Origin of the sequence: Halorhodospira sp. 9622, assembly GCF_022228025.1 — a bacterium.
Lineage (GTDB): Bacteria > Pseudomonadota > Gammaproteobacteria > Nitrococcales > Halorhodospiraceae > Halorhodospira > Halorhodospira halophila_A.
In genome coordinates, this window is the sequence record NZ_JAJNRE010000012.1 from 1 (window position 1) to 14,700 (window position 14,700).

The following is a 14,700-nucleotide window of genomic DNA, read 5'->3' on the forward strand; positions in this document are numbered from 1 at the left end:
GTCCCGCAGATGCCCGGCAACGGCACGGAGGTCGTCCAGGTCGCGCACGTCGGCGGCGCGAAGCGGCACGTAGTAGCGCCGCCGATCGGCAAAGTGCTGCTCGATCGCCGCCAGGTGCTCCGCCTCGGCCTCGCGGCGGCGGGCGACGAAGGTGCCGTCGGCCTCCTCCGGCAGCACCTTGTTGATCACCAGCGCCCCCACCCGCAAGCGGTGGCTGTCGAGTTCCGCCAGCGCGCGCCGCGTCTCCTCCACCGGCAGGTGTTCCGGGGTGAGGACGAAGACGAAGGCCGTCATGGCCGGATCCAGCATCAGATCGCGGACCGCCGCGATCCGCCGGCGCCGCTCGCTGAGTAGATCGTAGAGCGGATCCTCGGGCACCTCGCCATCGCCGAGCCACTGCGAGCGCTCGCGGTTGTGCTCCGTGCGCCGGCGCAGCAGGCCGTCTACCCAGGCGCCCATGAGCTCCGGCAGGGTCAGTAGCCGGATGGTGTGCCCCGTGGGTGCGGTGTCGAAGACCACTTGATCGTAGCCCTGCGCCTCGCCCGGGTGCGCCTCGTCCAGCAGGATCCCCACCATGCGGTCGAACAGGGCCGCCTCGTACGCCCCGGGGGCGCGGCCGGCCATGTCGATCTGCCGTTCCGCCTCCTCGATCATGGTCGAGCGGACCGTGGCCCGGATGTTCTGCTTGACCTGCTCGATGTAGCGGGCGCACTCGGCATCCGGGTCGATCTCGATGGCATCGAGGTTCCCGGCCACGCGGGTGGGCTCCCCGCCGAGGGGGCGGCCGAAGGCGTCGCCCAGGTTGTGGGCCGGGTCGGTGGAGACCAGCAGGACCCGTTGCCCGCTGTCCGCCGCGGCCAGTGCATGGGCGGCTGCCGTGGTGGTCTTGCCCACGCCGCCCTTGCCGGAGAAGAACAGGATCGGTTCGCTGATCACCGCTTGGCCTCCCGCGGTTCGTCGTTCAGCAGCACCGGATGTGGTCCAGCGGCGAGTGATCCATCCCCATGCGCTGGTGCCACTCGTGGTAAGACTCGATCAGTGCCGGGTAGAGCTCCAGGGTGTAGTAGGAGGCCGGGTTGGGGAGGCCCATGGCCTCCCCGAAGAGCATCAGCAGGATCAGGTCCTCCTGGTCCTGCAGCTCCCGCTTGACCTCGGCGTCGTGGCCGAGGCGCAGCGACTGATCGTAGCCGCGCAGCAGCTGCTGAAGCCGTTCCCACCAGGAGCCGTCCGTGGCGCTCATGACCGCCCCTCGCGCTCCGGCTCTTCGTCGGCCGGGTCCCGCAGCGCCTCGAGTTCGTCACGGCTGCGGAACAGCCGCACCGCCTCGAGCAGGATCCAGATGGCGAAGCCGAGGATCACCGCGCCCAGGCCGAAGAGCAGCCACTCGGCGTCGGCTTCGCGCAGGCCGGACCACTCGAGGACCACCTGCTCGGTCATCGCCCAGATGGTCATCGCCAGCAGGAAGACCATCGGGATCAGCGTCGGGATGGGGCTGCGGCCCTTCCGGTAGAGCCACAGCGAGATCAGCATCAGGGTGATCCCGGCCAGCAGCTGGTTGGAGGTGCCGAACAGCGGCCAGAGCAGATAGCCGCCGGAGCCGAGCCCCTCGCCGCCGTCGGGGACCAGCACCAGGAAAGCGGTCAGGCCCACGGCCAGCGAGGTGGCCACGTGGCGGCGGGTGAGGTTGGGGATGCGGTACTCGGTGCCCAGCTCGCCGATGATATAGCGCAGCAGGCGCACCGCCGAGTCCAGCGTGGTGGCGGCGAAGCAGACGATGATCAGGGCGACGATGGTGGCGGCCACGTCGGAGGGGATGCCGATGCCGCCGGCCAGTTGCGAAGCCCCCTCGACGAAGTTGCCGACACCGGCCTGGCCGGCGGCGGCGAAGCTCGAGTAGCTGTCGGTGAACTCGGCGGTGCTGGCGAACAGCGTGGCTACGGCGATGATGGTGATCAGCGCCAGGGTGCCTTCGCCGAGCGCCCCCAGGTAGCCCACCGTGCGGGCGTCGGTCTCCTTGTCCAGCTGCTTCGAGGACGTCCCCGAGGCCACCAGGCCGTGGAAGCCGGAGATGGCGCCGCAGGCGATGGTGATGAACAGCAGCGGGAACCAGGAGGTGGTCGCCTCGGTGTTGTAGGCCGGGGCCGTGACCTCGGGCTGCATCACGAACAGGCCGAGGTAGAGGATGCCCAGGCCGACGACCAGCTGCTGAGCGTTGATGTAGTCCCGCGGCTGCAGGAGCTTCCACACCGGCAGGGTGCTGGCGAAGTAGACGTAGGCCAGCAGGACCAGGATCCACACCAGGAAGCTCGCCGGCGTGGCCTCCAGCCCGAACAGGGCTGTGGTCTCGCCCTCGCCGCCGAACCAGCGCACCAGGTCGATCTGCAGGAACTCGTAGTGCGTGGTGAGGATCGCCGTTCCGTACATGATCACCAGTGCGATCAGCGACGGCACCAGCAGGCTGCCGCCGCGGCGCAGGACCATGTAGCCGATCCAGATCGCCACCGGCACCTGCAGGACCACGGGCAGGACGGCCGCCGGGTTGCTGATGAACAGGTTGGCGATCACCCAGGCGAAGACCGCGTTCACCATCAGGATGAGGATCAGGATGATGAACAGGAACAGGAGCTTGGCGCGGCGGCCGATAAGGCGGTTGGCCATGGTGCCCACCGACTGACCGCGGTGGCGGTTGGAGAGCACCAGGGCGCCGAAGTCGTGCACGCCGGCGGCGAAGACGGTCCCCAGGGCCACCCAGGCCAGCGCTGGTCCCCAGCCCCAGTACATGGCGATGGCCGGCCCGACGATGGGCGCGGCGCCAGCGACCGAGGTGAAGTGGTGCCCCCAGAGCACCCACTTGTTGGTGGGGACGAAGTCGACGCCGTCCCGGTAGCGGTGGGCGGGGGTGGTGAAACGCGGATCCAGGCGGTAAATCCGCTCCGCCAGGAATCGCGAGTACCAGAGCCAACCGAAGATGTAGAGGGCGACAACGGCAACCGCAAGCCAGATGGCATTCATTTCGCCTTCCTTTCCCCGTAGTCTGTGCCGGTGGTTAACGGACTATAATTCACACGGTACGCCGAAAAACAGCCTGCACGACCCAAGGGGGACTTATGAGTTCGATAGTGGTTGGCATGGACGGCTCCACAGGCGCGCAGCGTGCCCTGAACTGGGCCGTCAATGAGGCGGCGCTGCGCCGGTGCCCGGTACGCGCGGTCTACGTCATCGACCGGCGCTACCTGGATTCCGATCTCGGCGTTCTGGTTGCCCCCGCCGCCTCGGAGTTGGAGGCGGAAGCGCAGGCGATTCTCGATCGGGCGGTCAACGGGGTCGGCGAGCTCCCCGAGGGCGTCGAGATCCGTAAGGAGGTGGTGCACGCCGAGCGCCATGGGATCGTCGGCACGCTGCTCGACCAGGCGGGGCAGGATGCCGAGCTGTTCGTGGTGGGCAGTCGGGGCCACGGCGGCTTTGCCGGGCTGCTGCTCGGCTCGGTGAGCCACCAGGTGCTTCAGCACGCGACCTGCCCGGTGGTGGTGGTCCCCCACGGGCGTGACGCCTAGAAGGTTCGCAGCGCCCCGGGCCTAGCGCTGCGGGAAGCGCCGCCAGGCGTCGCGGCCGTAGATCTCCGGGAAGGTGCCGAGGATCTCCGACTGCTCTTGGCGGATGCCTTGCTGGAGTTCGTGGAAGCCGGCCTCGAGTTCAGCGTCGCGGCCCAGGTTGCGCATCTCGGTGCCCGTCGCACGCATCTCCTCCCGGGCCTGGCGGTCGCCGGCGTCCGGGTCCATCTGATATCCGCCGGGCCACTGGCGGGGATCGCTGTAATCCGGCCGCGGCTCGGCCTGCTCCGCGGCGGGTGGTTGCCCGTAGCCGGTGCAGCCGCCCGCCATCAGGGCGGCGAGCAGCAGGGATCCGAGGCCGATCGCCGTTGTCCAGCTTCGATCCTTCATCCTTGGCAGTATGCGATGCGCCACGCCGTCGGGGAACCCCCGCCCGACGTCGTCGATGGGCGCGGTCCGGCACGAAAAAAGCCGCGGCGGGGCCGCGGCCGGTGGAGTGGTCGGCGCGCCGGAGGTTACCCGTCGTCGGCTTGGACCTGGATGCGCTTGGCGGGCTCTTCCTGGCGCTTGGGGACCGTCACCTCCAGGACGCCGTTGCGGGCGCGGGCCTGAATCCCTTCCGCGTCCACGTTGTCGGGCAGCGTGAAGCGGCGGAAGAAGGTGCCGCGGACCCGCTCCATGCGCTTCCAGTTGGCGCCGCTCTCCCTCTCCTCGGACTCGCGCTGGCCCTTGATGGTCAGCATGCCGTTGTCCATGGCTACCTCGATCTCCTCGGGGGAGACGCCGGGCAGGTCCACGTGGACCACGTAGTTCTGCTCATCCTCGTGGATATCCACGGCCGGCAGCCAGTTGCTGGCGGTCTCGCCGTTGTCGTCGCCGGCTTGCGCCATGGCGCCTGGGCGAGCCGAGCCCGGTGCAAAGATCCGGTCCAGGTCGCTCTGCAGGTCGCGCAGCGTGCTCCAGGGGTCGTAACGCATGATGGCCATACGCATCACCTCCTGTCTGGTTATACTGGGGGGTTCTTCGGAGCGGGGCCCGGTGGGCGGCGTCCCCGTCCGTAACAGTAAGGATGGAGGCGGGTTTGGCTTTTTCAAGTGGCCGCGAGCCGGGGGCGCGCTCCCCGCTCCGGAAATGGCACGCGCGCCTGCAGGCGCTGGTCGAGGCGCCGCTTTTCCAGAACACGGTCATTGCCGTGATCTGCATCAACGGTGTCACTCTGGGGCTGGAGACCTCCGACGACCTGGTGGCCTGGAGCCGCGGCGCCATCCCGCTGATCAACGAGATCATCCTCGCCTTCTTCGTCGTGGAGATCACGCTGCGGGTCGTCGCCTGGGGGCCGCGCTTCTTCCGCGGGCCCTGGAACCTGTTCGATTTCGGTATCGTGGCCATCTCTCTGGTGCCCGACGCCGGCGCCTACACGGTGCTCCGCGCGCTGCGCATCCTGCGCCTGCTGCGCCTGCTCTCTCAGGTATCGCGGCTGCGGGTGATCGTCGAGTCGCTGCTGCGCGCGCTGCCGGGCATCGGCTGGATCGGTGCGCTGCTCGGGCTGGTTTACTACGTCTTCGCCGTGATGGGTACCGAACTCTACGGCGACACCTTCCCGGACTGGTTCGGCAGCATCGGCGCGAGCATGTACACGCTGTTCCAGGTGATGACGCTGGAAAGCTGGTCGGAGGCCATCGCGCGGCCCGTCATGGAGGAGCACACCGGGGCCTGGTTCTACTTCGTGACCTTCATCTTGGTTTCAGCGTTTACCGTTCTGAACCTTTTCATCGGTATCATCGTCAATAGCATGCAGTCCCTGCACTGGGAAGAAGAGGAAGAGAAACGGGTGGCCACGGAGCAGAAAGCGCACGACGAGCGCGAGGAGATGCTCCGCCACCTGCGCGAGTTGCACGCGAAAGTCGATAGGCTGGAGCAACGGGTCCAAGCAGACGGAGCGAGTCATGGAAACGGTCAGAATCCGGATTGAGGGCATGAGTTGTGCCCATTGCGAGGCCTCGGTGCGCGAGGCTCTGGAGAGCCTGCCCGGGGTCGAGCGGGTGGTCAGCGTCAGCGCTGAGGACGACGAGGCCGCCGTGGAAGGGCGTCCCGATCCGGCGATGGTCGCCCAGCGCCTGGAAGAGCTGGGCTTTACCGGTATGGTGACCGACGATTAGCGTCCCGATATTCGGGCGCGAGGAGGCTGATTGGCCGAGGCGCGCGTTGAACTGAGCGTTGAGGGCATGTCCTGCGCCTCGTGCGTGGCGCGGGTGGAGCGCATTGCCCAGCGTCTGCCGGGGGTCAGCGAAGCCTCCGTCAGCCTTGCCACCGAACGGGCCAGCATCGCCTACGATCCGGCCCGTGTGAGTCCCGCTACGATCGCTGAGGCCCTGACCCGGGGTGGGTTTCGGGCCTCGCCGCGGAAGAGTGACGAGGCCGCCGCTGCGGGTCGCGATCGGGAGCTGAGCGGTCTGTGGCGTGATCTGGTTTTGGCCGCTGCACTGACCGTCCCGCTGGTCCTGGTGGCCATGGGCCCGATGCTTTGGCCGGCCCTGGCGGATGCCATGGCGGCACTGGCGCCGGATCGGGCCTGGCTGTGGGTCGAGTGGGCGCTGGCCACGCCGGTGTTGGCCTGGGCGGGGCGGCGTTTCTTCAGCCACGGCTTGCCCGCACTGCGCCGGCTGGCCCCCGAGATGAATACCCTGGTGATGCTCGGTACCTCGGCGGCGTGGTGCTACTCCACCGCGGTGTTGGTTGCCCCCGGGCTGTTTCCCGAGGAGGCCCGCGGCGTCTATTTCGAGGCGATCGGCGTGATCATCACGCTGGTTCTCGTCGGGCGCTACCTCGAACTCAAGAGCCGCGGGCGGGCCTCCCAGGCTATTCAGCGGTTGATGGCCCTGCAGGCCCCGACGGCCCGGGTGGAGCGCGATGGCGCGGTTCGCGAGGTCCCGGTGGAGGAGGTGCAGCCCGGCGAGCGGGTGCTGGTGCGCCCCGGCGAACGGGTGCCGGTGGACGGCGAGGTCATCGAGGGCTCGAGTTACGTCGACGAGTCCATGGTCACCGGCGAGCCGGTGCCGACGGCCCGGGGCGCCGGGGACGAGGTCATCGGTGGCACCATCAACGGCAGCGGCGCATTTGCCTTCCGGGCCACCCGGGTCGGGGGCGACACCGTCCTTGGCCAGATCGTGCGCATGGTCGAGGGGGCCCAGGCCTCCAAGCCGCCCATCCAGTCCCTGGTGGACCGGGTGGCCGGGGTGGTCGTCTGGGGGGCCATCTTCCTGGCACTGGGCGCGGTGGTGCTGTGGACCATGCTGGGGTTCGGTATCGATCACGCCCTGGTCGTGGCCGCGGCGGTCCTGCTGATCGCCTGCCCCTGCGCCATGGGTCTGGCCACGCCCATGGCCATCATGGTGGGCACCGGGCGGGGGGCCGAGCAGGGCATCCTCTTCCGCCGGGGGGCTGCCTTCCAGGCCTCGGCGGGGATCGACACCGTGGTCCTGGACAAGACCGGGACCCTGACCGAGGGGCGTCCCGCCCTGACGGAGCTGGTGCCCGGCGGCGACTGGCAGTACGACGAGGTCCTGGCGCAGGCCGCTGCCGTGGAGGCGCACAGCGAGCACCCGTTGGGTGTGGCCGTGGTGGCGGCCGCGCAGGAGCGGAGGCTGGCGGTACCGGCCGCCGAGCAGGTCGAGGCCGTGGCCGGCTTCGGTATCCGCGGTCGGGTCGCCGGCACCGATGTGGCCGTCGGCGCGCGGCGCTATATGGAGCAGCTGGGCGCGGACATCGAGCCGGATCAGGCGGCGGAGGCCGACGCCCTGGCCCGGCGTGGGCGGACGCCGATGTACGTCGCCGTCGACCGTCGCGTCGCCGGTCTGGTAGCGGTCTCCGACCCGATCAAAGATGGCGCGGTGGACGCCGTGGCGGCCCTGCAGGGGCTGGGGCTGCGCACGGTGATGCTCACCGGCGATGACCGCGCCACCGCCGAGGCGGTGGCCGCCGAGCTGGGCATCCGCGAGGTGCGCGCCGAGGTGCTGCCAGCGGACAAGGAGACGGCGATCCGGGATCTACAGGCCGAGGGGCGGCACGTGGCCTTCGTCGGTGACGGCATCAACGACGCGCCGGCCCTGGCGCGGGCGGACGTGGGGGTGGCCGTGGGCACGGGCACCGACGTGGCCATCGAGGCCGGCGACGTGGTGATCATGGCCGGCGATCCGCGCAGCGTGGCGCGCGGTCTGGGGCTGGCCCGTCAGACCTTCCGGACCATCCGGCAGAACCTGTTTTGGGCTTTCGTCTACAACGTGACCCTGATGCCGGTGGCCGCGGGGGCGCTGTACCCGTTCTTCGGTGTGCTCCTCTCGCCGATGATGGCCGCCGGGGCGATGAGCCTCTCGAGCCTGCTGGTGGTGACCAACAGTCTACGGTTGCGCCGGACGGTGCTGCCCGGCGGAGGGCTGGAGCCGGCGCCGGGGCGCTGAGCCGGGCCGCTCAGCCGCCGAGCAGCGGGCCCAGGTAGGCGGCGGTGTGGGATGCCTCTGCGGTGGCGACGGTCTCCGGCGGGCCGGCCGCCAAGACCTGCCCGCCGCCGTCGCCCCCCTCCGGGCCGAGGTCGATGATCCAGTCCGCGCAGCGCATGATGTCCAGATCGTGCTCGACCACCACCACTGTGTTGCCGTGGTCGCAAAGGCGCTGGAGCACCGCCAGCAGCTGCTCCACGTCGGCGAAGTGCAGCCCGGTGGTCGGCTCGTCGAGGATGTAGAGGTTGCGGCCGTGCTCGCGCCGGGAGAGCTCCCGGGCCAGCTTCACGCGCTGCGCCTCGCCGCCGGAGAGGGTCGTCGCGCTCTGCCCCAGGCGCAGGTAGCCCAGGCCCACCTCGCGCAGGGTTTCAAGCTTGCGCCGGATGCCGGGGACCGCCTCGAAGAAGTCGTGGGCCTGGTCCACGGTCATCTCCAGGACCTCGTGGATGGTGTAGCCGCGGTAGCGGATCTCCAGGGTCTCGCGATTGAAGCGGGTGCCGTGGCAACTGTCGCAGGCTACGTAGAGATCCGGCAGCAGGTGCATCTCGACGCGCACCACGCCCTCACCCTGGCACGCCTCGCAGCGCCCGCCCTGGACGTTGAACGAGAAGCGCCCCGGCTTGTAGCCACGGGCCCGTGCCTCGGGCGTGGCCGCGAAGAGCTCGCGCACCGGGCCGAAGACCCCGGTGTAGGTCGCCGGATTGGAGCGCGGCGTCCGGCCGATGGGGCTCTGGTCGATATCCACCACCTTCTCGAAGTGCTCAAGCCCTTGGAGGCCGTCGTGCTCCGCAGGGCTGGTCTGGGCGCCGTTGAGATCGCGGGCGGCGCTGCGGTAGAGGGTGTCGTTGATCAGCGTCGACTTGCCGGAACCGGACACCCCGGTTACGCAGGTCAGCAGGCCCACGGGGATTTCGGCGCTTACGTCCTGCAGGTTGTGGCCGCGGGCGCCGGTGATCCGCACCCAGCGTTCGTCCTCCGGCGGTCGCCGGCGCTGCGGCAGCGGGATGCTGCGCCGGCCGCTGAGGAAGGCACCGGTGACCGAATCCGGGTGCTCGGCGACCGCCTGTGGCGGGCCCGCGGCCACGACCGTGCCACCGTGGACGCCCGCTCCGGGCCCCATGTCGATGATGTGATCGGCGGCGCGCATGGCATCCTGCTCGTGCTCGACCACGATGACGCTGTTGCCCAGATCGCGGAGCCGGCGGAGGGTGTCGAGTAGCCTGCCGTGGTCACGGGGGTGGAGCCCGATGGAGGGTTCGTCGAGGACGTAGAGCACTCCCACCAGGCCGGCGCCGATCTGGCTGGCCAGGCGGATGCGCTGGGCCTCCCCGCCGGATAGCGTTTCCGCCGCCCGGTCGAGGGTCAGGTAGCCCAGCCCCACATCCTCCAGGAACCCGAGACGCTGCCGGATCTCCTCGAGGATTGGCCGGGCGATGGCCCCGCGGGCGCCCTCCGGCTCCAGGGCCCGCGCACGCTCGCGGGCAACATGGATCGGCAGCGCCGCGATCTCTGGCAGGTTGTAGCCCTCCACCCGCACGTTCCGGGCGCGCTTGTTGAGCCGTCCGCCGCGGCACTCCGGGCAGGTGCGTTGCGCCATGAAGCGGCCCAGCTCTTCTCGCACCGTGGCGGAGTCGGCCTCGCGGAAGCGTCGCTCCAGGTTGGGGATGACACCTTCGAAGGGGTGGACGCGCTCCGTGTGACCGTTGCGGCCGGGGTAGCGGAAGGTGATCGGCTCGTCCCCCGAGCCGTAGAGGATGCAGTCGCGGGTCGGCTCCGGCAGTTCGGCCCACGGGGTCTCGAGGCTGAATCCGTAGTGCGCGGCCAGCCCCTCCAGGATGGCGAAGTAGTAGAGGTTGCGCCGGTCCCAGCCGCGGATCGCTCCTTCGGCGGGCGTGAGCTGGGGGCGGCTGACCACCCGCTCCGGGTCGAAGAAGTGCTGTGTCCCCAGGCCGTCGCAGGTCGGGCAGGCGCCTTCCGGGTTGTTGAACGAGAACATGCGCGGCTCCAGCGGCTCCACCGCGTGGCCGCACTGCGGGCAGGCCGGCTGCGCGGAGAAGGCCAGCGGCTCGCGCTCGGGCGCGTCCATCCAGGCGGCCCGTACGACGCCTTCGCCGATGCGAAGCGCCGTCTCGATGGAGTCGGCCAGCCGCCCGGCCAGGTCGTCGCGCACGCGGAAGCGGTCGATCACCGCCTCGATGTCGTGCTCGCAGTCCCCATCGAGCTGGGGTAACGGGTCGAGCTCGACGACCCGGCCGTCGATCCGCACGCGGATGTAGCCCTGGCTGCGCAGCTGTTCCAGCGTGCGCTGCTGTTCGTCCGGGTGCCAGTCGGCTGCCGGGGCGAGCAGCATCATCTTGGTGCCCGCGGGCTCGGCGAGGATGCGATCGACCATCTCCGAGACGCTGCTCGCCTCCAGCGCCACCTGGTGCTCGGGGCAGTAGGGGGTGCCGGCGCGGGCGAAGAGCAGGCGCAGGTAGTCGTGGATCTCGGTGACGGTGCCCACCGTGGAACGGGGGTTGTGGGACGCCGACTTCTGCTCCACGGAGATCGCCGGGGAGAGACCCTCGATGTGGTCCACGTCGGGCTTGTCCATCATCGACAGGAACTGCCGCGCATAGGCCGAGAGGGACTCGACGTAGCGCCGTTGCCCTTCGGCGTACAGGGTGTCGAAGGCCAGCGACGACTTCCCGGAACCCGAGGGCCCGGTGATCACCACCAGGCGGTTGCGCGGGATGTCGATATCCAGGTTATCGAGGTTGTGGGTGCGGGCGCCGCGGATGCGGATATGGTCCATGCTGCTCTCGACGCGGGATAGCGGGCGAACCCTCTACGGTATCGCGCCGCCGGCATCCTGTCAGGTTGCCGGTGCCAAGGGGGGTCGGTTTCGCCGCGCCGGCAAAACCTTTACATTGAGGCCACCTGCGGGGTGACGCACAGGGAGGGTGTGCACCCTGCTCGCCCGACCGCCCAGCGGTTCTCGATCCCACTGTTCAGTAAAGCATTTTTTTTGGAGGAGCACGGCCATGGCCAGCAGAGGTGTCAACAAGGTCATCTTGATCGGCAACCTGGGGAGGGACCCCGAGGTTCGATATACCGCGTCGGGTAGCGCGGTGGCCAATCTCGCCCTGGCAACCTCGGATACCTGGCGCGACCGTCAGACCGGTGAGCAGCAGGAGCGCACCGAGTGGCATCGCGTGGTCATGTTCAACCGGCTTGGCGAGATCGCCGGCGAGTATCTGCGCAAGGGCAGCAAGGTCTATATCGAGGGGCGCCTGCAGACGCGCAAGTGGCAGGATCAGAATGGCCAGGACCGCTACACCACGGAGATCGTCGCCAACGAGATGCAGATGCTCGACAGCCGAAGCGGCGGTGGTGGTGCCCCGATGGGCGGCGGCGAGCAGCGCCCGGCCCAGGCCCCAGCGGGGGACGCCGGCGGCGGCAGCGGCGGTAGCGGCGGCGGCATGCAGGAGGCGCCGGCGGATTTCGACGACGACATCCCGTTTTAAAACGAATCTGCAAGGCCTTGTAAAGAAGGCTGATCCCAAGGCTGGAGCGTCCGCATCGTGCGGGCGCTCCGCCTCTGCCTACCCCGCTTTCGAGCGTCAACAACGGTCTTGCTTGACAGCCCCGGGTTCTCTCGCCCGCGTTGCCGGGCGTGCGGTGCAGGCCCCGCTTACTGGCCGGATTCCGTCAGGGACAAGGTGACCAGCAGCTGGCGCTTCGCGGCGTCCGTGCGTACCTCCGTGACACAGACCCGGTTGAAGACGCCTGTGGGCAGCGGGCCGGACCACTCCTGCTGATCGAGCCACCGGTGGATGTGCACGCGGGCCCGGGCGCCGATGATCTCCATCTCGGGCATGCGGCCGAGCGCCTTCAGGACGAAGGGGGCAGCGAAGAAGGGCGTGGTGCGCTCGAGGTGCAGCTCTACGCAGGGACCGGCGGTCCCCGGCGGTGGCGCCACGGCGATGAAGGTCACCGAGAAGGGGATCCACACCCCCTTCCTTTTCTCGCCGCTGACCACGATGCGCCCACCTTGGCGGATGCGCAGGGCCAGGTGGCGTAGGCTGGGGTCCCGGACCCCGGTGACCGTGCGCGCCATGGCGCGCTCCGGGATGGGGACGCAGACGCTACGCTGGCGCAGCCGCTCCACGATGCGCGAACCGGTCCGGATCAGCTCCTCGGGGTGCAGGTGTTCCATCCTCGCTCCTGGCGGCTCGGGTTGGCCGGCGGGGTTCCGTCCCGCGGGCCGGGCCAGTATGCCACTACGCTAGGGGGTGGCGGCGAGCCGCGCGCCTTTGGCTCGGCTGTCGGATGCGCGTCGCCGGTGCGATCCTGGGCGATCACGCATCGGTACGGGTTTGGGTTCCTCTGGAGGAGATGAGCATGAAGCGGTGCATTCGCTGGTCCGTTTTGATCCTGGTCCTGGCGCTGCTGGCCGCCGGTTGCGAGCGCGGCCAGTCCGGCCCCACCGAGCAGGAGGTCCGCGAGCTGCTGTTCGAGGACGACTCCGAGCTCTACCTCGGCGACGTGAAGGTCTTCGAGTTGGTGGACTTCGAGCTGGTCTCCACCCACGAGCGCGACGACGGCTCCTACCTGATCCGCGTGCGCAAGGAGGTGGCCATCACCGAGGATGGTGTCGAGTTGTTGCGCGATCCCGGGGCCTTCGGCGACCGGGCCTTCAGTACCGATACGCCGCTGGACAGCCTGGAGATGGTCCTCTCGCTGTGGGGGTTCGCCCTGCGCCAGGCCGGCCAGGTGGAGCCGGGCAGCACCATGGAGCACAAGGACGAGCTGGAACTGGTGCGGACGGATCAGGGCGAGTGGCGGATCTGGTAGGATCCCGGGCGGTCGGCGCGGCGGTCCGGTACGGGCGCTCGCCGGCCCGCAGCAGTCAGCCGCCACCCGTGAGACCCCCCATGCGAGGCATCCGCAGTGCCGTTTACGACGCCTTGATCCTCCGGCTTACCGCCCGCTGGTACGCGGCGGTGCTTGAGCAGCTGCCGGCGGGGGCGCATGTGTTGGATGTCGGCGTCGGGACGGCAGGCGCCTTGCTGGCCAACGCCGGGCAGTTGCGCGAGCGGGATCTGCGGGTGACCGGGGTCGATATCGACGGCGACTACATCGAGCGGGCCCGCCGCCGGGTTGCCGCCTCCGCGGTGGCCGATCGGGTCACGCTTCGCCACGAGTCCGTCTACGACCATCATGGCGGGCCCTACGACGCGGTCTACTTCTCGGCCAGCTTCATGCTCCTGCCGGAGCCGGAGCGGGCCCTGCGCCACGGCTGCAAGCTCCTGCGTCCGGGAGGACGCCTGGTGTTCACCCAGACCATCCAGCGGCGGCGTGCTCCGTGGCTCGAGCGCCTCAAGCCCATGCTCAGGCGCCTGACCAGCATCGATTTCGGGCGCGTGACTTATGAGGAGCCGTTCCGGGCCCAGCTCCGGGCCGCTGGCCTCGAGCTGGAGCGCTTCGAAACCCTCGCCGAGCACGGCGGGCGCGCCTCCTGTTTGGTGCTGGCCCGGCCGGGGGGCGACGCGTCGGGTACCTGAGCCACCGCCCTGTACGGCGCATGGGGCGTCGGGTACGCTAGAGCCCGTTTGATCCCCGGTCCATCTGCGCGAGAGGAAGGATACCCGTGCGAATCCTCGTCACCGGCGTGGCCGGTTTCATCGGCATGCATGTGGCCCGGCAGCTGATCGAGGCGGGCCATCAGGTCGTCGGCATCGACAACCTCTGCGACTACTACGACGTCACCCTCAAGCAGGCGCGCCTCGACGAGCTGCGCCGCTGCGGCGGGGACTTCTACTTCGCCCGCGTCGATCTCGCCGATGCCGCGGGTATCGACGCGCTCTTCCGCGAGGGGCGTTTCGATCGCGTCATCCATCTGGCCGCTCAGGCCGGGGTGCGCTACTCGCTGGACAATCCGCGCGCCTATCTGGACAGCAACCTGGTGGGCTTCGGCAACATCCTCGAGGGCTGTCGCCACCACGACGCCGGGCACCTGGTCTACGCCTCCTCGAGTTCGGTTTACGGCGCCAATACGCGCATGCCGTTCTCGGTCCACGACAACGTGGACCATCCAGTTTCGCTCTATGCGGCCACGAAGAAGTCCAACGAGCTGATGGCGCACACGTATGCGCACCTCTATCGCCTGCCGGTGACCGGCCTGCGCTTCTTCACCGTCTACGGCCCTTGGGGGCGCCCGGACATGGCGCCCTTCAAGTTCACACGGGCGATCCTCGCCGGGGAGCCTATTGAGGTCTACAACTACGGGCGCATGCGCCGTGACTTTACCTACATCGACGACATTGTCGACGGCGTCCTGCGCGTGATGGACACCCTGCCGGAGCCGGACCCGGCATTCTCCACCGATGCTCCGGACCCGGCGCGCAGCAATGCCCCCTACCGGGTCTACAATATCGGCAATCACCGGCCGGTGGCCCTCGAGGATTTCATCGCGGTGCTCGAGCAGGCCTGCGGGTGCCGGGCGGAGCGCCGGGAGCTGCCTATGCAGCCGGGGGACGTGGCCGCGACGTGTGCTGAGATCGACGATCTGACCGCCGCCACGGGGTGGCAGCCCCGCACGGAACTCGAGCAGGGGCTGCCGCGGTTTGTGGCTTGGTATCGAGCGTTTTACGGGGTCTGAGAGCAGGCCC

15 protein-coding genes are annotated in these 14,700 nt (G+C 69.3%); 8 read left to right on the forward strand and 7 right to left on the reverse strand.

Annotation, left to right across the window (positions count from 1 at the left end):
* From LRG07_RS08175 to LRG07_RS08185, 3 genes are all read right to left on the reverse strand, one after another.
* The coding region (locus LRG07_RS08175; RefSeq protein ID WP_238633491.1) for an ArsA family ATPase at window positions 1-936 on the reverse strand (936 nt) is incomplete at its 3' end.
* Between the two features lie 25 nt (window positions 937-961).
* Window positions 962-1,240, reverse strand: coding sequence for a cory-CC-star protein (locus LRG07_RS08180; RefSeq protein ID WP_201172916.1), 279 nt, complete (start codon window positions 1,238-1,240; stop codon window positions 962-964).
* A complete protein-coding gene (locus tag LRG07_RS08185; protein WP_201172914.1) occupies window positions 1,237-3,012 on the reverse strand; it encodes a carbon starvation protein A in 1,776 nt (591 codons plus the stop codon). The genes LRG07_RS08180 and LRG07_RS08185 overlap by 4 nt, the downstream gene beginning before the upstream one ends.
* 95 nt (window positions 3,013-3,107) lie before the next feature.
* On the opposite strand from LRG07_RS08185, the gene LRG07_RS08190 reads away from it, so the two are divergent.
* Window positions 3,108-3,554 (forward strand): universal stress protein, encoded by a 447-nt coding sequence (locus LRG07_RS08190; protein ID WP_201172912.1) that lies wholly within the window; start codon window positions 3,108-3,110, stop codon window positions 3,552-3,554.
* Between the two features lie 21 nt (window positions 3,555-3,575).
* Here the strand turns inward: LRG07_RS08190 and LRG07_RS08195 are convergent, their stop codons facing one another.
* On the reverse strand, window positions 3,576-3,941 hold the full coding sequence (locus LRG07_RS08195) for a hypothetical protein (protein WP_201242319.1): 366 nt from the start codon (window positions 3,939-3,941) through the stop codon (window positions 3,576-3,578).
* A 125-nt stretch (window positions 3,942-4,066) separates the two neighbouring features.
* Window positions 4,067-4,537, reverse strand: a complete 471-nt coding sequence (locus LRG07_RS08200; RefSeq protein ID WP_201172908.1) for an Hsp20/alpha crystallin family protein — start codon at window positions 4,535-4,537, stop codon at window positions 4,067-4,069.
* Window positions 4,538-4,632: 95 nt separating this feature from the next.
* Here LRG07_RS08200 and LRG07_RS08205 point away from each other — a divergent pair, with 95 nt between their 5' ends.
* Genes LRG07_RS08205 through LRG07_RS08215 form a run of 3 tightly spaced genes read left to right on the forward strand, consistent with a single transcriptional unit; the run spans window position 4,633 to window position 8,008 of the window.
* A complete protein-coding gene (locus LRG07_RS08205) occupies window positions 4,633-5,523 on the forward strand; it encodes an ion transporter (protein WP_238633495.1) in 891 nt (296 codons plus the stop codon).
* Window positions 5,498-5,710 (forward strand): heavy-metal-associated domain-containing protein, encoded by a 213-nt coding sequence (locus LRG07_RS08210; protein ID WP_011814972.1) that lies wholly within the window; start codon window positions 5,498-5,500, stop codon window positions 5,708-5,710. Before LRG07_RS08205 ends, LRG07_RS08210 begins: the two co-directional genes overlap by 26 nt.
* A gap of 30 nt (window positions 5,711-5,740) precedes the next feature.
* Complete coding sequence (locus LRG07_RS08215) at window positions 5,741-8,008, forward strand: cation-translocating P-type ATPase (RefSeq protein WP_238642128.1); 2,268 nt, start codon at window positions 5,741-5,743, stop codon at window positions 8,006-8,008.
* 10 nt (window positions 8,009-8,018) lie between these two features.
* On the opposite strand, the gene uvrA is transcribed toward LRG07_RS08215, so the two are convergent.
* Complete coding sequence (gene uvrA, locus LRG07_RS08220; RefSeq protein ID WP_238642129.1) at window positions 8,019-10,841, reverse strand: excinuclease ABC subunit UvrA; 2,823 nt, start codon at window positions 10,839-10,841, stop codon at window positions 8,019-8,021.
* A 229-nt stretch (window positions 10,842-11,070) separates the two neighbouring features.
* Here uvrA and ssb point away from each other — a divergent pair, with 229 nt between their 5' ends.
* A complete protein-coding gene (gene ssb / locus LRG07_RS08225) occupies window positions 11,071-11,553 on the forward strand; it encodes a single-stranded DNA-binding protein (protein ID WP_201172894.1) in 483 nt (160 codons plus the stop codon).
* 167 nt (window positions 11,554-11,720) lie between these two features.
* On the opposite strand, the gene LRG07_RS08230 is transcribed toward ssb, so the two are convergent.
* Window positions 11,721-12,245, reverse strand: coding sequence for a hypothetical protein (locus tag LRG07_RS08230; protein WP_238636700.1), 525 nt, complete (start codon window positions 12,243-12,245; stop codon window positions 11,721-11,723).
* A 185-nt stretch (window positions 12,246-12,430) separates the two neighbouring features.
* Between LRG07_RS08230 and LRG07_RS08235 the strand changes: the two genes are divergently transcribed.
* The 3 genes from LRG07_RS08235 (at window position 12,431) to LRG07_RS08245 (ending at window position 14,690) form a co-directional block, all read left to right on the forward strand.
* Window positions 12,431-12,883, forward strand: a complete 453-nt coding sequence (locus LRG07_RS08235; RefSeq protein ID WP_201172883.1) for a hypothetical protein — start codon at window positions 12,431-12,433, stop codon at window positions 12,881-12,883.
* Window positions 12,884-12,972: 89 nt separating this feature from the next.
* Window positions 12,973-13,593: a class I SAM-dependent methyltransferase gene (locus tag LRG07_RS08240; protein WP_201172999.1), complete on the forward strand. Its 621-nt coding sequence runs from the start codon at window positions 12,973-12,975 to the stop codon at window positions 13,591-13,593.
* An 86-nt stretch (window positions 13,594-13,679) separates the two neighbouring features.
* A complete protein-coding gene (locus LRG07_RS08245; protein ID WP_201242323.1) occupies window positions 13,680-14,690 on the forward strand; it encodes an NAD-dependent epimerase in 1,011 nt (336 codons plus the stop codon).
* Window positions 14,691-14,700: the final 10 nt, after the last annotated feature.